The sequence below is a fragment of the Pseudomonas putida genome (assembly GCF_016406145.1).
Taxonomy (GTDB): Bacteria; Pseudomonadota; Gammaproteobacteria; order Pseudomonadales; family Pseudomonadaceae; genus Aquipseudomonas; species Aquipseudomonas putida_E.
Genome location: NZ_CP066306.1, coordinates 1,629,097 through 1,654,555 on the forward strand (window position 1 = coordinate 1,629,097; position 25,459 = coordinate 1,654,555).

Sequence of the window (25,459 nt, forward strand, 5' to 3'; positions counted from 1 at the left end):
CTGCGGGCGCCGGCCGGCGCCGCAGGGTGGTCCAATCACCAGTTGTAACGGAGGCCCACGCTCACCCCCCAGGGTTGTTCGAGGCGTTCGCCGTTGGCGTAGTCGAATTCGGCATGTGCCTGCCATTGCTGCGACCAGGCTGCGACGACGCCAGCGCCCAGCTCGGCGCGGGTACCGGCCAGGTCGTTGTGGAAGCTGTTGCCATTGACCCGCACCTGGTTGCCGTTGACGAACTCGTGGGCGACGGCAGCTCGCAGGTAGGGCTGAACCATGCGCCCTTCGCCGTAATCGAACGTGCGGCCGGCGGTTGTGCCCAGCTTGCCCTGCAGCGAGTGGGTGTCGTCGCCGCTGGCGCGCAGCCCGTTGTCCAGGTGGTAGGACTGGCCTTTGATGGTCATGGCTGCCAGCTGTGCATAAGGCTCGACAAAGTAGCCATCGCCCAGCTTTAGGTGCCGGCCCGCTTCAAGCGACAGGCCAACCCCGTGGTTGCTGTAGTCGCCCTTGGTCTTGGTGCCGTCGCTCAGTTGCACTTCGGCGCGGTTCTGGTAGCGGTTGAGCTTGGCAACGCCGTCGAAGTAGTAGCCGCTCTGCGGGTCGAGCCAGGTGGCATAGGCACCCAGGTGGAAGCTGTCGACCTTGCCGGTGCTGCCGCCTTGCAGGTTGAGGTCGGAGTTGCTGTAGCCTGCAGTCACGCCGGCCAGCCAGTTGCCGTCGCCGACCGGCAGGCGGCCATCGGCACCGAACGACATGCCCTGTTGCCGCTGTTTGTAGCCAAAGCCCGAAGCAGAGGCGTTGTACTGGTTGCCGTAGCTGCGAACCCAACCGCCGGCGGCGCCATCGTTACGGCGTACTTCACCCATGCGGCTGCGCAGGGTGGTGAGCTCGCCATACCAGACAGTAGGGGCGGTGTTGGCCAGGGCCAGGATGGTTTTGGTGCCGTTGCTGAGCGAGCGGGTCGAGGCATCCAGATACCAGTCGTTGCCGCGTTGCACCAGGCCATAGGCAAAGGTACCCAGGTCTACCGCCCCGCCCACCAGCGAGAAGTTCGCATCGCCGGCGTCGGTATGCACCATGTGCAGTTCGGTATCGGCCAGTGGGTCTTTGCCGGTGCTGCTCACCAGGATCTGATGATCACCGGTGGCGTTACCGGTCACTTCGAGCAGGTCGCTTTTACCGTCGGCAAAGTCGACGTTCATGATGAACGTGCCGTTGCCTTCCAGGTTGGCCACCTGCAAGGTGTAGAACTCGCCATTGTCGCCAAACTGTACCGAGCCGCCGTCCATCGACAGGTCGTTGAGCTGGGCGTCGCCGGTCATGGTCCACTGCCCTTCGCTGTTCAGGGCCAGGCGGTCGAGGTTTTCCAGGCGGCCTTTGAGGGTGGCCTGGTTGGCCAGGGTAAGGTTGGCCGAGCCGCCATCGGCGACGATGATGTCACCTTCCAGGTGGCTGTCAGAAACCGTGATATCGGCGATGCCAAGGCTACCGACTTCCACCAATGTACCGTTGCCGCCCTTCAGGGTTGAACCATTGAGTACCTGGATCGTTGCAGTGGCTGGTGTGCCACCGACGGTGCCGACGGCGATGGCGGAGCCGTTGATGCCTTCGACATGGCTGGCATCGAGCACCAGTGTATTGCCCTTGGCTGGCTGGCCACTGTCGCCGCGAAGGCTTACACCATTCTGCCCGCCGACAACTCGGCTGCCGGCACTGGCGTGCAAGTTACCGTCGAAAAGTTGCGCGCCGATGGCGTCGGCATTGGCGCCCACCAGCGTGCTGTTCACCAGGGTGACTGTGCTGCTGTTGATCTGCGCGCCGAATGTGCCGCCAGTGATTGTGCTGTTGGTCACATCGGCCTGTGAAGGCCTGAGGTCGGTCAGGTCAATGGCAGCGTTCAAGCCAGTCGATTCGGCGGTGATCTGGCTGTTGCTGATGCTGGCTGTGCCGCTGGTGACGCGTACCCCGGGCGTTCTGCCGGTTGCAGTTACCTGGGTGGCATTGAGCACTACGCTGGCACCTGCGTTTACCAGGATGTCGCGGGTGACGGCACCATTGGCCGTGAGGGTGGCAGCGTTGGTTACAGTGTAATTGTCGAGCGCCGTACTGCCGTCGATGAGGGTGTCATCGCGAATGGTCTGTGCCATGGCTTGCGGGGTGAGCAACAACAGTGGCGCCAACGAAGCGACGTGCAATACATGCCGTAATGTAACGGGGCTGAAGCTTGGCATTTGAATACCTGCTGGTTATCAGTATTGATAGCGGCTCGCCCGTCATTTATGGGGCTAAGCTTTGGCGCGGAAGTCTAGGTACCTTGCTCAACATTGTTTGTAGGAAAAGTCCTTTTTTGAATGGCGGATTGTCCTAGCGTGATGAGCTGCCGGTGGTCTTCCGACAGCCCATGCACGGGGGGGATTCAAGGTGCAGGGATGGGGCAGGTACCGGAGCCAGTACCCAGGCCAACTTTGTTTTCCACGGGCTCCGAGGTGACCGTCTCCGAGCCAAATGTGAAGGAGTAGGTTACCCGGCCGCGGCCGTCCGGCCCGTGGCCAGCAGGGTCGTAGATGGGACGGATGTAAGTGACGTAGGGCTCGATGTCCCAGTAGAAGCCGTCTTCGGCCTGTTGTTTGTTGATGGTGACAGGCACGGTTTTCTCCGCGCCGCTAATGGGGTTTTCGCCTGTCAGTCCACCCAGTGCGGTCCAGTTCATCGTCACTTCTCCACCGTTAGGCAGGTACTGTGCCAGCGGTTTGACAAAAACCCGGAACGCGGGCTCGCCCGTTGGATTCAGAGGGTCCTCCCACAACGAGTTGCAGTTGAGCCAGCCTCTTGTCGTGCGTTGGAACTCTGCGGCTTCGGGCACGATGGTGACGGCATCGACATTGACCGATGCGCTGACCGAACGCTGTTCGTTGCCCGGTGCCCTTGACTTGCGAATTGTGTAAAACACTGGCAGTGCGGGGTTATTGCCGGCGGTCACAATGTATGACCAGGGGATATCTACTGTGATGGTCGGGCCGTCAGCGTTTTTGACGTCGTAGGTGGCCTCTGATACCAGTGTGCCGTCCCAGTAGAAGTCCACCACCTCATCATCGAGGGCAGGGGTGTAGAGGGGGAAGCTCAATTTGGCGGGTTGGTTGGCGTCGCTGCGATGCAGTTCGTTCGGTTTGTCGGATATTACGCCTTTGACGGTTGGAGCAAGCAGTTGCGAGTTGATCGGGTCGGGCCACTCCGGGTCCGGTTCCGGGCGCACCGGGCCAATGATCGAGAAGTCGACGTCTACCGTTATGCTCTCAGGCCCGTAAGGCACCCCGTGGCGCAGCACGCGGTAGCTGACAGCGGTATTCACGACCGTGTCGGCTTTGCCATAGGCCTTTTGCAGGACCTCATTGGGTACACGGATAAATAGTGGAAAGCCCCCGGAGCCAATCTCTTCCGAGAAGGGGTCCGTATCGGTGCCCCAGGTTACTTCTATCCTGTCACTGGGGCGGGAGTTGGCGAATTCATCGATCTGGACAGTTACCCCCTCTGGCGCTCGTGCATCTTCCAGGTTGACCAAGCCATCGATCTCGGCGGCCGGCACTGTGGGTGGCAGCAGGTCTTCCGGTAGCGTGCCCAGATTGACAAAAACCTCGGAAATGAAGGAAACCCGGCTGAGGTTGGTGGCGTTGTCTGCAAGCACATAACCCACGTAGTAATGCCCGTCGCTGAGCGTTTCAATATCGGCTTTTTTTATCAGCAGTTCACGGTTTGCAGGCAATAGGCCGCTAGCCACTGGAGGGGGAAGGTCTGGGTATACAGGGACGCTTTTCGAGTAGAACAGTGCGTAGGTATCTTTTGCCTGCTGGTTCTCGTAGCGAGCCAGGGTCAGCCCGATCCCGGTGGGGTTGTCACTGAGCCAGGCATCGGTAATCGGTTCAGCCGGGAGGGTAACAGCAGCGGGGACATCATTACCCCAGGGCGGTATGCTGTCGCAGATAAAGGGTATGGGATTGGACCAATTAACGTTGGTGTTGTACTTCTCGATGGAATACTTCAGCCGGCGCTCACCATCCGGGGCAAGGTCTGCTTTGGGGATAAGCACGACGTTGGGCAAGGTATCAATGTTTTCAGTGTTGAACTCAAGTTCCGGTCCAACCTTTTCGAAATCACCGACGACGCCTTGGTGGTCCACCAGAGCAATATGAAGTTGCAGATAGTCGTTGCCGACGGAAGGGTCGGGTACGTCCTCCCATTTTTTTATTGTTACCGGTAGATCAGCGTTCAGGACGTCCTTGTCCAAGGTGCCATCCGTCGAGTCGATGATGCCGGGTATCTCCGGGTCGGCTGGGGTTGCCTTGCGCCGGATCAATTTGGATAGATAGTTGTAGCGTGCCAGTTTGGCGCGATGAAGTGCCGAGGTAGTGCTCATCTGAATCACTCCTGAGGGTTTTGCTGTACATGAAGACGTTGTAGGAAGATTTCTGTGCGCCGGCTGATGACAGGCTAGCGTGGGGCTAGGTGGGGGGCTACTGGCAAAAATGCTAGGTGAGCACGCTCTAACTTAAGATTAAATAAACAGAAAGCTCCGGCAGGTAGAGCTTTTAGTCCATGACTAAAATCACCCTGCCGGAGTGTATCTCTTTTGTCGCTATTGGAAATTTAAGGGTAAATCATAACGTTGTGTGATTATCGGTTCATTAAGTTTGAGTCGGGTGGTAATAAGTTTCAATATTCTCGAATTGAGTCGTGATCGCCAACTGGTAGGAGCTGGTGGATTACCAAAAGTCACTGCCTTTTGCATAGTGGCAGCGATGTTAGTGTCAAGCTTTGAAGCTGTGTCATAGGTCTTGGTTGGTGAGATCAGGCTAGCGTGGTGTGGAAGTTGCGGATACTGGTAAAAAGCTAGGCAAGTAAACTGTAAGTTCAGGTGCAATGAATGAAAATGCCCCGGCAGGTGGGTCATGTAATCCATGATTACTGATGCCCTGCCGGGGCGGATCTATTGTTGAAGGGTGCTAAGCATGGCTGCTTGAAGCGAAATCTGGATAAATTACATCGACGGTTCGATTTACTTGTTTTTTAGTAAAGCGGCCGTCAGTAATGGTAACTTTCCTCCAAACACGTCCTGCCCGCAAGTGAAGAGGACGTTGCCCCCCTGACGAGGCACTGCTAGTCGTATTGTTCACGTTCGTAGCAAAGTCGTTACCCAGCGTCCCCCCCGCAATGCCTGCACTACGATTCCTGAAGGCCGCGTATGCCGCTTTACCTACCGACCGTATTCCATTCGCTACGCCCAGGCCAACAGTCGCCAGGCCCAGGTACATCGCCCATTGTTCCGCCTGCATATTGTCGCTGATTGCTGCGACCGTCTGCGCAGCCGTACCGGCAATGGCCAGTGCCGCTGTGGCCGTGCTCATGATCGCTCCTGCAATCGTGGTGCCGGCAGCTTTGGCCAGGAAGTACCCCGACACGCCGACGGATCCGCCCGCAGCAACGGTTGCCGCTGCCGATGACACTGCACCGGACGCCGCCGCACCTAACGCGCCCACTGCGGCCAGCGCTGCGCCTGCGGTGACCACGGCGGCAATGGTGGCCAATGCTGCAACGCCCACCCACATCCACGTCATCCAGCCGCCGCCCCCGCCCCCGCCCCCGCCCCCGCCCCCGCCCCCGCGTCCCAGCCAGTTTGGATCATCCTCGTCGGGGCGTCGTGGCCTGCCGCCGCCCCCTGAGGCTGTCATGCCGGTGGGGTCGCGCAGGGCAATCGGGTTGTTCAGGCAGTAGCTGTAGGGGTTCAACTCGCCGGTTTCGAACACGCTACGGGGGTCAGGGCTGTTGAAACGCCTGAGCCCAGGGTTGTAGGCGCGCACACCGCGCCCCAGCATGTACCAGTCACTGCCCTCATCCAGCGCTTCACCGTTGAAGCCCAGGTGGCTGTGCAGGGACGCGGTGGTGTGCCGCTGGCCGTAAGCGCTGTAGCGGATGTCGCGAACCTCGCCGGCTTCGCACTCGGCAATCACACTGTGGCTTGCATCGGTCTGTAGCAACAGCGTTCTGGCGGGTGATTCACTTTGCTGGGCCAGCGGGATATCGGCATGGAAGCTGAAACGCGTACATATGCCGTCCTGGATGGCCAGGCTAAGGCGGTTCTCATCGAACCAAAGCTGCCTCGGCGGGGCGCTGCCTGCCTGGCTGGTCAGTATTTGCCCTTCACCGTCGTATTGATATCGGCTTTGGCCATCAATTTGCAGCAAGCGGCTTTCTTCGTCGTATTTCAATGACCGGCGGCGCTGGTCCACCGTCAGGTTACCGTTTTGGTCATGGCTGAACGTCAATTCTTCCAGCGAGGTGTCGGTGCCGGTGGTGGTAAGTGTCAGTTTATCCAGCAGGAAACGGTCATCCTCTTTGTAGGTGTACCTCGCCATTTCGGTGGAACCGTCTTCGAAAGTGGTCTGGCAGATAAGGATGTTGTCGATGCTGTCGTAACGGAACACCTGCTTGCGGGTTTTGCGTTTGGCCTCGTCCTCGGGCAACTGACTGCCGCGGTATTCGACGATGCTCAGCCTGCCACGCCGGTCGTAGGTGAATGTCTCCGTGAGCACCGCGACACGCCCTTCGAACCACTGGCGTTTGTCGACCAAGCTGTCCTTGCCCCAACTCTGTAGCAATGTACGTACCGGCATCTCGTCGAGGCGCTGGTTACGGAGGTTTTCACGCCCGTGGTCGTCGTAGCCCAGGGATGTGGTCAGTGTGCTGCCGTTGCCTGTGTCGGTGCTGGTGATGGTCACTAGCCTGCCCAGGTCGTTGTACGCGAACGTTGCCTGCAGGTTGCCCTCGCGGGTGGACTGGAGGCGGCCCCGTTCATCGTACTCGTGCTCGGCGGTCATGCCCCCGGCATCCGTGCGCGACTTCAAGCGGTTGTAGAACGTGCTGACATAGCCTACCGTGCGCTGCGCCTCACCGGGTTTGTCCAGGGTTTCGCTGATCAACTGGTCATGCACGTTGTACTGGTAGACCCGCTTGCCATTGGCCCCCCGTGACTCTTTCATCAGGGCCGTAACCGGGTCATAGACGAACTCGGTCTCTGACTGGTTCACGCTCTGGTGGGTGGGGAAGGGCGACAAAGGCAGGTTGTACTGATAATTGATGGTATCGCCTGCGCCGGTGACCCTGGCCTTCGGCACCGATTGGCCAGGATCATATTCGAGGCCCTCGGTGCGTTTGCCGATGGTAAGCGAAGTCACGTTGCCCACGCCGTTGTAGCACTGCTTGCCTACCTCGAAGGGCGGCTCGGACCCGGCGCTAGAGATGGCCGTGATCGAGGTTGCCCACTCACCGTCCGTATGGGGCGCATAGCGATGCTCGACGCGGGTATCGTCCGGCAGCACGCTGGCAATCATGCGCCCGAACGCGTCATATTCGAATGCGGTCTTGTAGTTACGTTCATCGACTTTGGCCACACATTGCCCTAGGCCGTCATAGCTCATGGACTGTTGCGTCTGGACGGTATCGTCCAGGCGCAGCCGCTCGATCCGTACGGGTTTCGCGAACGTATTGCTCCAAGTCCTGACCTTTTCGCTTTTCAACGTTTGTTGGGCTGCCTGCAACCATGTGGTCTTGCAGATGTTGTTGTCTGCATCTTTTTCGGTGGGGTCGAAAAGCACATGCTCCTGTACGTTATCGCTGCGGATCACCACATTGCGCGCTTCCCAACTATCGTACAGGTATCTCTGTGACAGGAACTGCACATCGGCGGGGAAGGGTTGTGCATTCAGCCAGTCGTACTGACGTTCTTCCCGTTCCCGGCCCCAGGCGTCGTGCAGCAGCTCTTTGACCAGGAACAGGCGTTTTGGCGTTTCTGGATCTACATGGCTGGCCAACGCCTGGTGTTCGCGGCCCAATCCGTCGTACCGGGTTTCGGTAACCACCGCTGTGGGCGAGGTCAAGCGTTGGTATGCCTGATCCTGCTCATCCGCACACAGGACGTATTCATTACTGCGCACGGCTTCGCTGTGGTCGCCCCCCGCAACAATTTCATAGATGGGGCGCCGCAGCTTGTCGAGTACAGTGCGGCGTTCAACCTGGTCTTCGTTGATGTTCTGCAGCAGTTCGCCAGAGAGCAGCGAGTGGCCTTCGCTGGTTTGCAGGCTCGTATTGTCATGGCCTACCGTGGTCAGCACAGTTTTGAAAACGTCAACCGAAGGCAAGTCATGTAAACGCTCGTCACGCATATGGCCCCATTCGAGCGTTTCGAACTGGTAGGCGTATTCGACAGCGGTCTGCAGCATTGGCGGCTGGTCGGGTTCGTCGCCGGCCGGGTTGGGGAAGCCGACGACTCGTTTTTTCAGGCGGCCATGCTGCAAGGGCTTTTCCGGCACCGGGCTTTCGCCTTCCTGCTCATAATAGTCATAGGCCGTAACTTTCAGTGTGCTGCCGCCGTTCGTCAGCGTTTCGCTTGCAAGACCGCACCAGTTTTCCTGCCTGGTTGCTTCGCTGCTGCTGGCCAGCACTTTGATCGTCTTGTAACGGTACGTGGTGACCACCGTCGGGGCGTCTCCTGGGTGCCCGGCCGCAGGCGTCACGGTTTTCGTATGCAGGTCACATACGAACTTTTCAGCGTTGCCAGGGTAGCCGTCGTCTCCGTTCCTGTACCAGCTGGAGGTTTCTACAACGCCGTTAGCTGCTGTTTGCTTCAGCACATTGCCGTAGTCGTCGTATGTGGTTGTGACTTCTTCTTCACGCTGGCGGCTGCTATCGAGCACGCGCCAGCGCTTTTGCACCTTGACTGGAAGCTGGCAGGCGTTGATCTGTTCTTCGAAGCGCCCGGCCTTCAGGTCATACGAAATGGTTTTCTCTTCGATGTTGTTGCCGATCACCTCGGTTCTAGCGCCATTCAACCTGCTGCCGCGATACACGGCCTCACGGGTATTCAGATGAAACTTGTTGAATTCGCGCACGGTACTGCGCACCGGTTTGTCATCGACCCAGAGCGTCTCGGTAGTTGCGTAGTCATAGTCCATCGTCTGGCGGAACAGGTTGTCCAGGCCGTCGTCGATCCAGTCCAGCCTTACGTTGCCACCCAGGAAGTTGTGACCATCGCTGGAGTAGGTGTAACGCGTATCGATCGCCGGTTGGCCATGGCCCGGGTGCTTCACGTGCCGGGTCACCCGCGGCAACGGGCCAATGCCCGAACCGATCGGAAACAGATGGCCGCCATCACCGTAGGCAATCTCCTCGAAACCGCCTGCGGGGGTGCGGACCGTACTGATGCAGTCGACATTTCGCACGCGCTGATAGGTAAAGCGCCAGCTTGCCAGGTTCTCGGTAGGCAGTTCGATGCGGTCTACCCGGTTGTTGTTACCCAACACCATGCTGTAGGTGGCGCTGCCAGCGTCCGAGGGCAAGGTCAGCCCGACCCGGTTGCCGGTGCGACTCACGTCCAGCAGGGTGACACCCCGCATGTCGGTGATCTTGGTCAACATCGGGAAGCCGGCATGAAGGCCGTACTCCAGGTCAAGCCAGTGCCCCTGACGGCTGAAGATACGGGTCGCCACAGCCCTGGCCTGCGCGCCCGAGCCTTTCGGTTCGAGTACCTCCACCATGCCGGAACGGTGCACTACCCTCCATCGGTTCTCAGCGTCCTCGTAAAGATGGAACGTGTCGATTTTCTTTTCCGACATTGTCAATTGGTTACCGCCGACGCGGCCATCGGCTTTGAAGGTTTCGCCGTTGGCCAGTGAAATGATTCGGCGCCCACGGGCGGGGTCGAACTCGGAGGTCGGCAAGCTCCAGCCGCTGCCATAACCACGGTCGTGCGGGTTCAATGGGCTGTAGCGTAAATACAAGTCGACTTCAGGCGCCAGCAGGTCACTGCCGTTAAACGCGGAAAGCTCAAGGCGGAAGGTATAGAGCCCTGTTCGCGGGTCTACACCATTTTGTATGTGGTTGAAAAAGTTGAATGCATTGGAACTGATGCTGGATTCGGTCGCCATGGGGTGCGCTCCGGAGGTTGTAGGGTACGCAATTGATGAGTTTGGGTCCACACACTAACAAACGCCGCCGCCCCCGCCACCTGTTAAAAGTGCTAGTTCCAGCAGTGCCGGCACAGGTGTAAAAAGTCCCCATCGTGGTCGGCCAGCGAAGCAAGTGCCGATTTAAAAATACCAAGGGGATAAGCAAATGGACGACGTTTGCAAAAGGCAGGATTTTCAAAAGGGCGCTTATGAATCCGTAACGGCAACGCTGCCGCCACCCACTATTCCGCTGCTGGACGGTGACTCGCTGGACCTTGACAAACTGGGGGCTGAAGGGCTCAAGACTTATATAAATTACCCGGGCCTGCAACTGGGCGATGAGGTATGGCCCCGTTTTTTCGGGCGTGGTGCAGCCGGTGAGATATGTGACCGGCCGCCACAGTCACAGATAGTTGGAAAATTAGAGCCTGACGGCAGTTTCCTGGTCGAGTTAGAAAATCCCCTGATTACAGGCCTGGATAAAGGCGTCGCTTTCTACTCGTATGCTAAAACCGTTAAGCCCGATGGGGTATCCACGTCGCGTTACGTGGAGGAAACCTCCACGCGGGTGTTGTTTTATGTAAACAAGCAAGTTGAGCCCGCTTTGTCTCTGCCGTTGCCTCACGTTATGGAGAGTGATGGGCTTGAAATTGATTTGTCGCGAGTGACAGAGAGTGGGCAGGTCATTACCACAAATTATCCATTCATGTCGCTGAATGACAAAGTGGTGCTTTCATGGAATGACGCAGAGGGTTTTTCAGAAACTTTCACAAAAACGCTAAAAGAGGAAGATTTGGGCAGTCCCCTGGTGTGGCTGATTGAGCAGCACTTTTTTGTGCTGGCCGGCGCCTGGTGCGAATTGGCGTATTCCATCCAGTATGACGGCGGCGGGGAAAGCCGTTCCCCTGTGCAGCGCTTCGCTATTGTGAACAGCGGGAGCGGACAATTACCCAGCCTGCCGGCCCCTGAAGTGCCTGGCCACAGTGGCGGCATGCTCGACCCAAGCCAGTATAGGCAGGGGTTGCCGGTGGAGGTGCAAGACTACGGTGCGCAGCTTGGGGATGAGTTGTTGCTGACGGCCGCCGGTAAGCACGCTAGCCGCACTACCTTTCGCATTGATAGTTCGATACTGGACAGTGGTCGCATGCATTTTATGGTGCCAGGCGAGTGGTTGCAGGCGCATGTGGGGGAAGCAGTAAAACTGACCTGGCAATGGGCCCGGCTGGGCGCGGCTGGGGACTCCCTGCCACTGGATCTGGTGTTGCGTAAACCGTTGGATCTCAAGGTTCCATTCGTTGAACAAGCCACAGCGAAGGATCCGGGGGAGGATGAGGAAGTGGACCCGGACATGGAGCAGTTCGGCTTCATATTCCCGGACCGGCTCAGGCGGGGTGCTTATGCCCGGATACCTGTTGAATCAGACACAGGTAACGGCAAGATAACCATGCATTGGGAAGGGTTTGGCACAACGGGGAAGTACAGCACAGATCAGCCTACCGATGGCAATAACCTAAGGTTCCAAATTCCGAGTACCGCGGTGCCTGCAAACTTCGGCAGACGCGTCAAAGTGTTCTACACCGTAGAAGACGCTAATGGCGCAACACAATCCTCACCTGCGTATGGCCTTAAAGTTGAAAAAATGACGGACACTGACTTTGAGGCCGTTCAGTGTCCGGCTTATCCGCAGGGGAGTATTTCGCTATCAGAGGTTGGGGCAAGCGTCGAGTTTTATTTGAGCTCAAACAGTTGGCACTTCTTCGCGACGGGGCAAAGAGTGCGTGTTTTCGTAAGAGGCAAGGCAAAGTCTGGCGAACCGGCACTGCCGGACGAAGTGATTCGGGACGACGTGCCTGTTTCTGATGAAGAATTTTATAGCGGCGAGTTGAAGATGGACTTGGCCAAGGGGTACTTGGAAAGGCTTGAACTGAATGCGGCTTTCAACGTGTATGTGGAAGTCAGCTTCGATGAAGGGGTCACGTTCGTTCCAGGTAAATCGGCAGAGTTTAAATTAGTGCCCTGATGCCAATAGTTGCTGCGTGTGTCGGTCGCGAATAGGCGCGGCGGCGTACCGCGGCTGGTGAAAAGAAATATTACGAGGATGACGAAATGGCAGAGTACAACTTTAGTGAATTATACGCGTGGCTAAAAGAACAACCGCGCGCCCTGAATTGGGGGATGATTTCCGTCATGGATCGGAAGAAGTTAAACCTTCTTCTGCTGCAGGCTTACATACAGCGCTTCAAGACCAGCGCTTACCTGCCACCGATCACCGGGAGTATTCCAAATGGCGATGACCGGCGCTTTGCGCTGAACAAGTTCACACTGGATTGGCCACGGTTGAACTTTGCGGGCATGCAGGCCAATGACTCCAAAGCGGGTTTGACGATGCAGGTCATGTCGGGCACACAGCTGGGTTTGCGCAGGGCCGGTGATGACTGGCAAGTGCGGGAAATCCTCGAAATCGGCCCCCTGCAAGGGCCCGAACTTAGCCTGGACCTGCTGCTTGCCAATGTACCTGGCGTGGTCGGCGAAGAGGGCCGTGTGCGACTCGACTTGAAAGAAAGCTCAGACTTCAAGTTGGACGTGTCCGCCGACGCGGGTGAGCAAAGGCTGGTGGGGGATTACTTCAAGCAAAATTTCGAGAATTTGCCGGATGCACAGCGTGTATTTCCGCTTGGCCAGATCGAAGCAGGCGGCAACCCGTTGCTGCGAGCCACATCATTTGCCCTGCGCACCCAGGCCCGCGAGCGTGACCCGGAAGATGACGAGGGGGCAGTACTCGCGCTGCTGTGCTACGAGGGAGACGAACAAGGGAATATACCTGGGCGTGATTTTCGTTACCTGATTCCCAAAGATAAGGCGTATGACGCTACGGTGCTGTTTGAACCCTCGCGAATCATGCTAGCGCAGTTGCTTGAGTCCTTGAAGGGGATTGCAGAAGACGTCGAGTTTAGGCTGGTTCGCGACGCCAAGGGGAAGCCGACAGGGGCCACCGCTTCGGGTGGGGAAATGGTGATACGCGAACAGACACTGGTCCATGAATTCGACACAGAGCCTAACTTTTTTGGGCGTGTCCGCCATATGATATTGAAGTTCAAAGTGTTCGATATTGTGTTGAAAATGGCCGATGCATTCGAAGTGGCGGTGAAAGACAAGACTGTTGAGGTCGCGTGGAAGGTAACAGGTGTAATGGCCGTTGAGCCATTGGATCTGGATGATGAAACGGGGGAGATAGGGAACGCTATACGCGTGCTCAATTTTGATACTTCAGATTTTTACAAACGCACCGAGGATAGTTTTGAGTATGCGTTCAAAAGTTCGTACGAGCTTGAGGATGTTGACGGTGGGGTTTTAAAGTTCCAGGGTTTGGAGTTGCTGGAAGTCAAGGCGCCCGCGCCAGTGGTTGGGGATATCAAACCGCCTGCGGTGCCGCCGGATCTTGATCCAATGTATTCAATGATCTTGGCTTTTTTAACCTTCTATATGATGCCCATGATGTTTGCCATCGCGTTAATGCTGGAGAGCCTCTTCAAAGCAACTGGAAGCACCGAATTCCCCAGTGTCGAGTTTATCTTGCGCAAGGCGTTTGAGAGAAACTTCCAGTTCTCCCAGTCCCTCAAGGAATTGGTCGATGAAACGATCAAGCTCTACTTCGGCAATGCCTTGGTCGGCCAGGATCAGTTCGCGCCGCGTGATATCGCGCTCTTTGGTGCTGTGAGCCCGGCAGCCACCGCCTTTGCCGTCGACCCTATGGAGCATACCTTGGCGGTGGCAAGCACACCGAAACAGTTCAATACAGTCCCGCCGCACCCCAGCAAGCTACGTTGGGCATGCGAGCCCGTGCTGGACACTGTAGCCAGCGATCAGATCGGCGATATCAACCCGGATACGGGCCTCTATACCCCGCCTCGTGGGGAGGATTTTGATGGAGCTTATGTACGGGTACGCATCCATGCAGAGCATAAGGACACCGGTTTTAAAAGTTCAGCATTGATTACCGTGGTTAAATCCCGCGTGCAGATCAATCCGCTGGTCTATGTGACCCAGGTAAAAGGGAACGTCAAGTTGCAAGCCGGCTATCTCGGCGATGCCAGCAACTTGAGATGGGCAGACCCCACTTATGGCGAATTGAGCGCAAGCGGCAAAAACGCGGTGTACCTCGCCCCGGGAGAAATGCCTCCCCTTGACCCGGCCTATCCTGATGAACTTGCCGCCTTTGCCGTCGACGAAATTGTGCTGAGCGAAGCCGGGGCAAACAGCCCGGCTTATACCGCATTGATAATCACTGAGAGCGCAATCAAACAACCGATGCAACTTCTACGGGAAATAGACCCCGTCGAAGGCACGGTGAAGTTGACAGCCATGATCAACGGCAAGCGGCAAGATCCTGCAAAGATCCAGTGGAACGTGAAGTACGGTTCGGGTGCTGTTAACCCCGCCACGGGTGTTTATACCCACGATAAATCCAGCAGCGATCAATTTGCCCTGATTACGGCAACGTTCGACACCCAGCTGATTGGCATCTTCGACGGTTATGTAATCCAAACCCTGCCACCGGCGAGGCTGGAAGATGCGATGCAGGGGGTGGGTGCGTTTGAGGTGCAAAAAAATTTGCAGGGAGTGAAGTCATGAGCCAGAACAAGCCGTTGCTACTGAGTGACTGGCTGCCCACCAACCCTGATCTGTTGAATTGGGACAGCATCACAGGCCTGTCGCTGGCGGGTGGTAATACCGCGCTAAGGCAAACCCACGCAACCCATTTGAGCCAGGGGCATGAAATAGAGGGTGTTTCGGGCCAGCTTGAAATGGGCATGAGCGATATTGTCTATCACTTTGCGGGTTATCAGTTGTCTGGGCCGCAAGTGGACATTTCACGCGTGGCCTATGAAAGCGCCAGGCTGGACATGGTCGCCAACCTGTACGGTGGAACCCTTGTCGAAACCGAAGAAACCTACAAGGTGCGCAGCCTTTCCGAGCATGACCCGCTGCTGGGCCTTGAGCTGAGGCAACAGGTTCGCGCCGATTTCAAGAATGGCGCGTTGGTGCTGGATATTTCCAAGGGCGAAAACATGCGCCTGGCCGTGAGCGATGACGAAAGCCAGCAGGGGCAGGCGGGTGAGTGGTTGCGCGAGCAACTACCCGCAGAGGCCGAAAAACTCGATTACGTCATGGTCAAAGGTGCGCCGGGGCAGGCGGAACTTGAGTTGAAAACCGCCTACCTTGGCACGCAAGCCGATGCTCAAGGCAAAGGCGATACGTTGGTGGTATTTGCCTCTTCGCAATACGGTAGTTCAGGTAACTTCCCGAATGCGGATGGCGATTTCCCCAGGCTCTTGCCAGAAGCCCCCCAGCCTGATGCTGCAGTACAGTTGATCAGTTCACGTCTGATGCATCGCAATGCCTTTCTGCCGGGCTTCACCCAGCTGCTTGAGGGGGGAAGCTTCAGCCATCGCATGGAAGACGGGCGACTTATCGAGGTGGTTGCCGACGCGGGCACGTTGCGGATACCGCCTACCACTTATGAGACCGGTGAGTTCACCTTTACCGGTGAGGCCTTCCGCGTGGACGCGGCAGGTGGGTTCCAGGCCACTTTCGAACTGGACATGGCCACACAGCACTGGAACGGTGAGTGCACGGTCAAGTTCAGCTGCCTGCCTCAAGGTGGTGATGTACCGAATGAGTATATGGCAGATTTCAGGCTGTCCCTGCACCATCGCTTTTACTTGCTGGCCTCCGCCGAGGCCGGGCAGGGCTGGCTGGAAGGGCAGTTCTTCTCGCCTTGGCCTGAAGCACAAGAAGCACATGTGCTGCGTGGCCTGCCCGAGGGTGATGAGAACGCAGAACTCAGGTCGCAGGCAGAAGATTTTGCCGCTTACGCAGTGAAGCGGGCCATATTGCTGGCCATTGCACAAAAACTCGACCCTGAGGCACCGGAGCGGTGGGTGGCTGCGCTGGCGTTCGGAGCTGCCCATACAGTACAGCCCGAGCCTGCCGACGTGGCGTTTCCGGGGGCCTTGTCGGTGCCGGGGGTGCTGGGGAGCGATGCCGGGTTTGTCATTCGTGACGATGCTGTGAACCTGCTTGCGGGCGGCTTTCATGAGTTCAACGTTGATAACCCGGAAAACCAGACGCTGAACTGGACCGTGGAAGTCCTCCCAGGCGGGCCCTCGCACCCTGGCACCTTCGTCGATGGCAAATACCGGGCACCGCCCGCGCATACCCTAGAGCGGCGTTCGGGCCAGGTGCTAGTGATCGCCTCCAATGAGGCGGGGCAACGCAGCGTTGCCGTCGTCACGGTAGTGCGTCAGGCATTGTCGGCCAATCCGTACATTACCGTGATGCAAGCCGGCACGCAGCGGCTGCTGAGGGCTGGAGCGCTGGACGATGCGTCACTCCAGGCCAAGCCACTGAAATGGACGATGATCAATCACGACCCCGCCCGCAGCGGTGAACGGGAAGAACAGGACCAGGGGCGCCGTTGCCTTTATACGGCCAAGGCAGCCGACCCTGGCAAGTACGATACCTACTGGTTGGAATCGTTCGAGGTAGAGCTTGAAGAGACCTCTACAAAACAGAGCGTGCATGTGCTTGTCACCCAGAGAGCTCCGGGGCTGGTTGTGGCGTTGGCGGAGGAAGCAAAGGCCGATGGCAAGCTGCAATTCATCGCCTACGTGGGTGGCAGACCGGTAGATGCCAAGTGGAGGCTGGGCGTGGGCACGGGGCAAATCGACCCCGACACCGGCCTTTATGAACCTGCGCACAGTGGTGAGCAATCCCCGGGCATTCTGGTTTTTGCAACCTTCGACTCAGGTGACTTCGGTGTGTTCGAAGGGCACCAGATCATGCCGTTGCAGGCCACCCGCTTTACCGGCTTGAGCCGCCAGATGCTGGCGCCGAAGGCTCGCTCGGTATGACCACCAGCACTAATTTTCGGGAGACTGTCATGTCTGTAAATCCTATCGAGCATGTGTTGGCGCGTATGGACAAGCGCAACATCACCCAAGGTTGGGGCGCCGTCGCGGCCTTCAGCCGCTCGCGCCTGAACGACCTGCTGCATGAACAGTACAGGCAGCGCCTGGGCACATTGGGTTTTCTGCCGCTGTTCAATGCCGACGTTTATCACCAGGACCATATCCGCACCCGAAGCGTGCTGCGCAAGATCGAGTTTGGTGCGCCGTTGCTGTCGTTTACCAATGCTTCGCTCAGCGATTCCAGAGCGCAGTTGACCTTTCCCATCGTGGCGGGGGTCTACAGTGCGCAGTCGCCATTGGCCGAGAACCTGCTGACACGCTTCATCATCGATGAATCAATGGGTTACTCGTTGGTGATTTCGATTGAGCTTCGTCTGGTGACCGGTGAAGTCGACCGTCGCGGCAGGATCACCCTGGACCTGGCCGAAGCGTCCGGTTTCAGCTGCAACCTGGCTGGCGAGGACTCGCACGTCAATGGCCTGATCGCTGCAGCCATGCAGGAACAGTTCGAACAGTTGCCCGCGCACCGGGGCCAATTTGAACTCGGTATGCTTGACTTTTCGGGCTACTCGCCATTGTCGCCCACGCACTTTCGCATCCTGACGCAGGCGGCGCCAGGCGCGCAAACCCAAGGTGCAGTGAATTACGGTGACGGTGCGGTGCTGACGTTCATTCAGCTGCGGGCAAACACGGGCCCTGGCGAGCTGCCTGAGCATTCATTCCCCTACCTGATTCCCGATGATCTCAACGAGGATGGCAGTGAGCGTTACTCGGCGACGATAGTCGTGGACAAAGCTCTGCTTGGGCATGTGCGTGATGAGCGGCTGGACGTGTTGGCATCGATACTGTTCGCCACGTCGCACAAGTTTGTCGAGCGGGAGCGGCACACACCTCACGACCTCGCGGTATTCGGCAACATTGCAGCGGTCCCCCCCCTGTACAGCGTTGACCCGCAGACTAAAACGGTGCGTGCGGGCGACTCGGTGAAATTTACCTTGCGCAACCAGGCAGGGGGTGAAGTACCTGCCACCAAGTGGTATGCCCAGAGTCGCCAGAGCCATGCTGCAGTGGGTGATGGCAACATCGACGCCAACGGTGTGTACCATGCTGTCGGGGTCGAGGGCATCGGCCACCACAGCTTGACGATCGTGATTACGGCAGAACTCACCGACGGTAATACTACCCATCGGGCGAGCGCGCAGGTGATCGTGCAGTTCGAGCAAGTTCAGGTGGCGCCGCGGGTGGGGGTGTTTGCCTCGCGCATACCCATGGCCCTGGGGGCGGCCATGCCCGCAGATGATATCGAGTGGTCGCTGCTTGGCACCGAGCGTGGTCAGCTCGCCCAGACCCACGGCAACCGGACTCTGTTCACCGCCGAGAACGCTGCCAACCGTCGCCAGCTGAGTGTTCAGCAGGTGCAAGCCAAAGGGGGGCAGCAGCGTATGTCGGCGCTGGTGATGCTTAATGGCTTGCAGTCGATGGTCATCGACCCCGTGCGTGTCAAGGGCCTGGAGCCGGGCGAGGAGGTGACGCTGACTGAGCGGGACCCGGCGTTGCTGCCAGGGGCGCGTCGGCGTTGGCAGTTGATTGGGCCGGGTTCGCTTGATGAGGCGGGTAACTACACGGCACCTTCGGGCGACGAACAGGGCACCAGCGTGGTGACTTGTGAGTTGGTGCAGAACGGCGTGGTGCTGGCTGCTGGCTACAGCCTGTTGGAGTTTGGTGAAGCACGACTGGATGAGGAAGGCACCTGGCTGAAGTTGCTCAGCTACACGATCAGCATACCGGGCGGGGCCGAGCAGGGCGCCAAGGGGGTCTTGTTGAATAACGGCTTCCAGTCATTGCGCCTGCAAGCCGTCATCGAAACTGAAGCCGTAGATGGCAAGTTCTATCGCCTCAGCGCGGATGAGCGCGCCAGCATCGGCTTGAACAACTTGATCAGTAAACAGCGACTGGTTGCGCTCAATGATGATAACCCGAGTGGCGGCATAGAAAAGGACTCCCTGTTCAAATGGGCCACCCGCCAGGTGGCAAACCGTTTCGAACTGTCCTATGGACAATTGGCCGAGGGTGCCCTGCTAGCAAGCGAAGAGGGCATTACCCGGCAGGATATCTATCTCCACTGTACCGAGCGTGCGGGTGCGGCGAACGAGTTGTACAGCACGTTCTATGTCGATGCCGGAGGAACAGAATCTTCCGATGATGGTAACGCGTCGGTGGGGGACAGGGTTGAAGTGATACCCCAGTCACCCCGTGACTTCGGCGATGAGAACTATTCGTTGAAGCGCGTACGTGTGGAGGGCGGGACGGGTGACGAGAATGAACCCGGTGACCCCGCTTTCGACCTTTGGCTAAGAACGCTGGATTACTGGGTGTTCAAGTTGATCGGCAGCCGCTTCGAAACCGTCGAATTTCTGGAGCAGCAGATATCGGACCCGCACCTGAGCCAATCCGCGATACGTTGGGAGTCCGAGCACCGTAACGAGATCATGTTCAGTTTTACCGGTTCCATCTTCCGGGACAGATTGGCCAAGGACAGCGGGAACTGGGAAGCCGCGGATGTCAATATTGAGTTTGACAATGATCTGGTCACCTTGATGGCCGGGCGTCCGGAACTCAAGACCAAGGTAAGCCTGACGAACTTTGAAGAAGGCAGCCTGGTGATCACTAATCATCGGGTGCCGGATTTCGCCTACGTTCCATCGGGCACAGATGAGCGTGACCACCTTGCGCGCGATGTCGTGGTGTTACTACGTGACCGACAGGGGAATGCGCACTACCGGCGATTTGCCTATAGGCCAGCCAACACTTCCGGTCATCGGAATTACATCGAACACACCCTGTTCACGCCAGTGTGAAGTTGGTCTGCCGCCTTCCCAGGAGGGCGGCACTGTTCAAGAGCATTTGTCGGAGATTTATCATGAAATTTAATAGGGTTGTTATACGCTTTGCCATGTCACTGGCCCTGCTTGCCGGGGGGAGTGCTTCGATTTATGCGCAAGATGGTACCTCCCCTGCGACCACGAACACGGCGAGAATTTACTTTGCGGGTGGTAAGGGTAGCGAGCCTGATAAGAATGTCTGTTCTTTTGAAGTTAAGGCTGGGGAATATAAATTTAACGGTGGTGGTAACAATGATTGTACCAATGATGATATGTATTGGTACCGGCTTGACAATGCCCCTTCTGCTGCGCTGATTACTTTGCATGCTGAGGACGATTGCAGGAATGGCGGCGATTGGTATTTTAAAGTCAGGACTTATATAAACCCGGTAACAGTCGGCTGGCAGAAGATTTCGGATCTTCAATATCTTAAGGCTGGGGATATTGTTACGCGCGGCGTCATGTATGAAGCAGGGGAGTATAACAAGGGCGGCGTAGGCGGGAAAATTTCTTGCGTGACAATCGATTATTGATGGCCCGGTAAATCAAGGAGAATAATGATGTCGAATAATCGTTCAGTCCATTCCAATGCTTTCAATTTCATGAGCCACCTGACCGGCGGCGTTGATTCACGTACAGGCTTGTATACGTTTTCTGCCAACCTGCGCAGCATTACCGGCAACGATCAGTTTGGGCCCGGGTTCGACGTGTTGCTTCACTATAGCCCGCTCAGTGTTTCTGACAGTGGCTACGGCCAAGGCTGGAACTTGCGTACCACCGAGTTCGACCCCGCCCGCGAGCGCCGGATCATTTCCCTGGCCAGCGGTGAAACCTTCAAAGTCGATGGCAGTGCCGGTACAAAAGAGCTGACGATGTCGGAGAAGAAAATCGACACGTTTCATCTCTATGAAGATGTGACCGACAGCCAGTGGCGCGTGGTGCATCGAAACCTGACGGTGGAGATTCTTGAGAAGAAGGGTACCGGCGACAAGACCAGGGCCGTGCCAACCCGCATCTTCAGCCCGCAGGGGCATTGGCTGAACCTGGAGTACGGCATTTATGCCAGCTTCCCGATGCTGACCAAGATCACCGACATGCGTGGCGACACACTGCTGGAGGTGGTTCGCGATGGCAACCGGGTCAAGCTGACGGTGCCAACAGATACCGACAGCGCCGTTTACACCATGGTGCTGGGCGCCAACAACCGTGTAGACCGTATCGAGCTGCCCACCGATAACCTGGCGAGCTGGCGCTTTACCTATAGCCGCCAACGAAATGTCGACTGCATCAGTGCGGTCCGCACCCCTACAGGCGGTCACGAAGCGATTACCTATGGCGATGGCGGCCACCTGTTCCCGATCGGCTCAGGCCTTGACCCGATGCCGCGTGTGACCCGCCATGTGCAGCACCCAGGCCATGGGCAACCCTCGATCGACACGCGTTACACCTATTCCGCTGATGGGCATAACTTCCTGGGTGGCAACATAAGGCTGAACTGGATCAACGACGGATTGGACAATCTGTTCCGCCAGGCCATCGACTATGACTATGGCACCACCGAGACCCTTTGGGTCGAAGAGAAACCCGTGCGCAGCATCGTCCGGGCGTTCAACAAGTTTCACTTGCTCACGAGTCAAACTACGTATGTGGGTGAGGAGTTGAATGATGGAAAGAACGAAGTCATCGGCAACCAGATCCAGGAAGTAAAGACGCAATACAACCTCAAGCCCGGTTTATTCAAGGAACAGCCCAATTATTGCCAGTTGGTCCATGGTGTCGATACGCTTTGGTGGTTGAAAAACAGCCCGACCGTCAACTTCAAACAATCCGAAACCAGCACCTATGATGACCACGGCAACCTCAAGACCCACAAGGCTGTCACTGGCATTGAAGAGGCTTACGAGTGGTATGGCGCACAAGCGCCGGGGTTCCCGGGCCATGAGGAAGGCTTCGTTACCTACCTGAAGGAAAAAACGCAGAAACCGGCTACCGGCCACCCCGGTAACGCGCCGGAGCGAACCACGCATTACACCTACCAGCAGTTGCCAACACTGACCAGCGCCCGGTCGCAGACCCAGCAGCAACACTGGCTGGAGGTGGAGGTTGAAACCTATACCAGCGGCGCCAGCACAAAAACTACACACTATGCGTTTGCGCAGGCAGTGGATGAAACAGCCGTTGCGGCTCAGCCGCTACAGCACGGCCGGCTAAAGAGCCAGCAAACGCGCTTCCCGAACCCGAAGAAGGGGGAGCCGAACCAGCCGGATACGCTCGACACCCTGATCGAGCACACCTACACCTACGAGACGCTCACCTGGGACACAGCCAAGGCGCCGGGGCCTTTGGTCAAGGGTTCCATGCAAGTGCTACAGGACAAGCAGTTGGTGACCGGCTACGACGCCACCAGCAAGGAAATAAGGGTGCAGCATTCGCTGGCAACGGGTGAAACAGTGCTCAACCGTGATGACACCAATACGGAAATCATGACCGTATGGGATGCACTGCTGCGCGTCGAGCGGGAAATCGTCAGCCCAGGCAAGGATGAAGAGGCGCTGCGGCGCTATGAGTACCAGCTGAGCGACGCGGACGACGTTCAGGCTACCCAGACGCAGTACGATGTGAAGGGTGTGATGACCGTGGCCTATTTCGACGGCGCTTATCGTACCGTCAGGGAAGAGCGGGAAGACCCGGATCATGGTCTGAAAAAGGGCGATACCAAAGCCATCTACACGGCCAGTTTCGACGCGTGGGGCAGGCCGCTGGAAGAGACGGAAATCGACTGGCTCAAAGACCGTGACCTTCACCTGAGCAGCCTATACAGGTACGACAACTGGGGTGAACAATTGTGTGTCATCGGCCCTGATGGCGTAGCTGAGTTCGCGCAAACGAACCCTATCGGTGATGGCAAAACCGGCCCGATCAAGCGTGAGTGGCGGCAGAAGCTGCTTGACGACGCAGGCAATGAACTGGAAAACGGCGCCAAGACCGGGGTCACCGAGACCCAGTTCAACCATTTTGACTTGCCGGTTCAGGTCCGTCGCTGGGTGAAGAAGGACCCGGGTGATGAAAAGGAAACGGAACTCAAGAGCGAAACGCTGACCGAGTACGATGGGTACGGCCGCAAACACAAGGAAGTGTCGGGGATTGGTAGCGAAGCTGCAAAGCAGATAGAAAAATTTACCTACGATGGGTTTGATCGCCTGCTGGCCCATGAACTGCGTGAAGGTGAGGTGGTTTACAGAACCTTTGCTGCACACAGCGATCAGGATTTGCCAATCACCATTCGGGTGAATCAACTGGAACTGCTGGGTGAGCAGCACTTCAACGGCCTGGACCTGATGGACTGGTCGATCACCGGTGGTCGCAGGCAGGATTATCAATACAAACCGGGTGAGCTCAAGCCGAGCAAGGTCATCACGCCAGTGGGCGAAATTGATTATGAGTATCGCCCCTACCTGACCGAAGAACCTGTGCTGCGAACACTGGGCGGCAAACAGGCCAATTACGTATTCGACAAGCAGAATGCACGCCTGGAAAGTTGTGACGAGGTGGGTGGGCAAGCATTTTCCCGCACTTACTACAGTACGGGTGAGGTACACGTTGAAACCCGTGGCGGATACGACATGGAGTACGAATACAGTTACCGTGGGCGTATGGAGTCGTATCGGGATGTGCTTAAGCAGACTCAGGTCAATGAATACGATAACGTTGGCCGCCTTGATGTCACCACGCTGGGGACGTTGTCGTGCAAATTCAAATACGACGATCTGGGCCGCACCGAGTCGTATGAAACAACGGAAGCAGCTAGCGGCAGCACGCTTGCCAACTCACTGAAAACCACGCTGCTGTATGACGACCTGGAGCGTGAATGTTCACGAACATTTACATTCAGTAACGCACCCGAACAAGTGCTGGCGCAACACTATGATGAGTTTGACCGCATCAATGAACGCACACTTTCGGAAGGTGAGGAGGTGTTGCGTAAAGAGACGTACAAGTACGATACGCGCGGCAGGCTGTTCAGCTATACCTGCGAAGGCGAGCTGTGCCCGGTCGACCCTTATGGTAAGAAGATAGCCAGCCAGACGTTCCGCTTCGATGCGATCGATAACATCCGCCAGGTATTGACCCGGTTCGAGGGTGGGCAGAATTCAGCTCATTATTATTTTGAGAACACGGCGGACCCTGCTCAACTTTCACGCATTACCAATGACTTTGGCGAGCCATATCCAAGCGAAATCAAGCTTGATTACGATGGTAATGGCAATCTGATATTCGATGAGGCACGTCGTGAACTGGAATATGACGCGCTCAACCGCCTGATAAAGGTAACGGACCCTGAAAAGGGTGAATGCCTGTACGGCTATGATCCGCAGAATATTCTGAGTTCGACTGACAGCGAGGCCTGATTCTGAAGCGGGCCAATGCCGCTCAGTCAAGCATTGTGGGGCTGCGAAGCGGCCCCAATTGCTTGTCTGCCGGGTTTTCAGCGATAGCGAAGGGTGAAGTTCAACGCGCCATTCGCTTCGCCAGCACGAACTGCGCTGGCGTCGTCAGTCTGGTAGAAGCGAGCACCAAGGTTCAGTACGGTGGTGCCGTCCTGAATCGCCTGAAGGTCTGCTTCTCGTCGCAGCGGCAGGGGGGTACCGTCGTCTTTCAGCACCTGGATGCCCACCCCTTCAGCCGTGGAGTCAGGGGTGAGCGTGAATACGCCGTCCAGCCCAGGTACGGGGACTGAACTGTTGGCGGGATCGAGCTCGATCGTTGCCCTGGTCATGCCACCTGGGTCTGTCTTGCAGTTGCTCAGGGTAATGGTGAATGGCACGGTCGACGTTGTGGTGCCTTTGCTTGCGAAATGCGATTTGTCCCATGTCTGCAGGTCTACGGGGGTGTCGCTTATCGGGTCGCCGATGAGGCTGCACTGGGTTTGCAGTACGTCGGCCTGTAACCGGTAGCGCATCACCAGCCCCAGGCCTGTGGCGTCGAAATGCCCGGTGAACAGTTCGGTGTCGACCCGGTGCAGGCCGGGCGCGATATCCCCCGTCTTGACCAGGGTTACCTGGTTCCACATGCCGCCCAGCCTGAACCCACCAAGCTGGTTGTTGGCTTGCATGGTCGAACGCATCGGAATGAAGGGGTCGTGCGGGCCATTCTCGGGCATGAAACTGGTGCGGTCCGAGCCGTTGAACGGGGCCCGAAGCCGGATGCGTGCGCCAACGCCGTCGATGTTGGTTTTCAGGATATACCCGTCAGACGGCTCGCCTTCCACCGGGGGAAGCGGGCCGGGGAAGACATCTCTGGCGTTCATGTCGAAACGCCAGAGTACGTCACCGTCGTTGTAGCAAAGCAGTTCCGACTGAGGCATGGAGACGGTGAACTCCCATTGGTTGGGTGTGCCGATGGCGCTGCCGGGTTCGGCATTCAGCGGCACATGCATCACGCCGGTGAGTGTGCGCGTGATGGTCATCGGCTGGGTGCCTGCGCTCCAGCTGCAGCGGTCGGCGGCGTGGGCCTTGTAGCTGCTTAGCAGGGCAATGGGCAGCGCCCAGGGAATGAGGCGTTTCATTGGTATTTCCTGGTGGTGCGCGCCCGCTGTGGGCGCGAGTTTAATGGCGCA

The 25,459-nt window shown here is 57.4% G+C and carries 10 protein-coding genes; 6 read left to right on the forward strand and 4 right to left on the reverse strand.

Annotated elements, in window-relative coordinates:
- Window positions 1-35: 35 nt before the first annotated feature.
- The 3 genes from JET17_RS07555 to JET17_RS07565 form a co-directional block, all read right to left on the reverse strand.
- Complete coding sequence (locus tag JET17_RS07555) at window positions 36-2,225, reverse strand: autotransporter outer membrane beta-barrel domain-containing protein (RefSeq protein ID WP_012313400.1); 2,190 nt, start codon at window positions 2,223-2,225, stop codon at window positions 36-38.
- A gap of 185 nt (window positions 2,226-2,410) precedes the next feature.
- Window positions 2,411-4,405 carry a hypothetical protein gene (locus tag JET17_RS07560; protein WP_012313401.1) on the reverse strand — a complete coding sequence of 665 codons (1,995 nt, stop codon included), beginning with the start codon at window positions 4,403-4,405 and terminating at the stop codon, window positions 2,411-2,413.
- Between the two features lie 586 nt (window positions 4,406-4,991).
- A complete protein-coding gene (locus tag JET17_RS07565) occupies window positions 4,992-9,968 on the reverse strand; it encodes an RHS repeat-associated core domain-containing protein (RefSeq protein WP_012313402.1) in 4,977 nt (1,658 codons plus the stop codon).
- A gap of 187 nt (window positions 9,969-10,155) precedes the next feature.
- Here JET17_RS07565 and JET17_RS07570 point away from each other — a divergent pair, with 187 nt between their 5' ends.
- The 6 genes from JET17_RS07570 to JET17_RS07595 all read left to right on the forward strand — a co-directional run bounded on the left by JET17_RS07570 (window position 10,156) and on the right by JET17_RS07595 (window position 24,251).
- Window positions 10,156-12,009, forward strand: coding sequence for a hypothetical protein (locus tag JET17_RS07570; protein ID WP_012313403.1), 1,854 nt, complete (start codon window positions 10,156-10,158; stop codon window positions 12,007-12,009).
- A gap of 86 nt (window positions 12,010-12,095) precedes the next feature.
- Complete coding sequence (locus tag JET17_RS07575; RefSeq protein ID WP_012313404.1) at window positions 12,096-14,621, forward strand: hypothetical protein; 2,526 nt, start codon at window positions 12,096-12,098, stop codon at window positions 14,619-14,621.
- Window positions 14,618-16,903: a hypothetical protein gene (locus JET17_RS07580; RefSeq protein ID WP_012313405.1), complete on the forward strand. Its 2,286-nt coding sequence runs from the start codon at window positions 14,618-14,620 to the stop codon at window positions 16,901-16,903. The genes JET17_RS07575 and JET17_RS07580 overlap by 4 nt, the downstream gene beginning before the upstream one ends.
- A 29-nt stretch (window positions 16,904-16,932) precedes the next feature.
- Window positions 16,933-19,818, forward strand: a complete 2,886-nt coding sequence (locus JET17_RS07585; RefSeq protein ID WP_012313406.1) for a hypothetical protein — start codon at window positions 16,933-16,935, stop codon at window positions 19,816-19,818.
- Between the two features lie 62 nt (window positions 19,819-19,880).
- Window positions 19,881-20,375, forward strand: coding sequence for a hypothetical protein (locus JET17_RS07590; RefSeq protein WP_012313407.1), 495 nt, complete (start codon window positions 19,881-19,883; stop codon window positions 20,373-20,375).
- Window positions 20,376-20,402: 27 nt separating this feature from the next.
- Complete coding sequence (locus tag JET17_RS07595) at window positions 20,403-24,251, forward strand: RHS repeat domain-containing protein (RefSeq protein ID WP_042111256.1); 3,849 nt, start codon at window positions 20,403-20,405, stop codon at window positions 24,249-24,251.
- Window positions 24,252-24,328: 77 nt separating this feature from the next.
- On the opposite strand, the gene JET17_RS07600 is transcribed toward JET17_RS07595, so the two are convergent.
- Window positions 24,329-25,408, reverse strand: coding sequence for a fimbrial protein (locus JET17_RS07600; RefSeq protein ID WP_012313409.1), 1,080 nt, complete (start codon window positions 25,406-25,408; stop codon window positions 24,329-24,331).
- Between the last annotated feature and the right edge of the window lie 51 nt (window positions 25,409-25,459).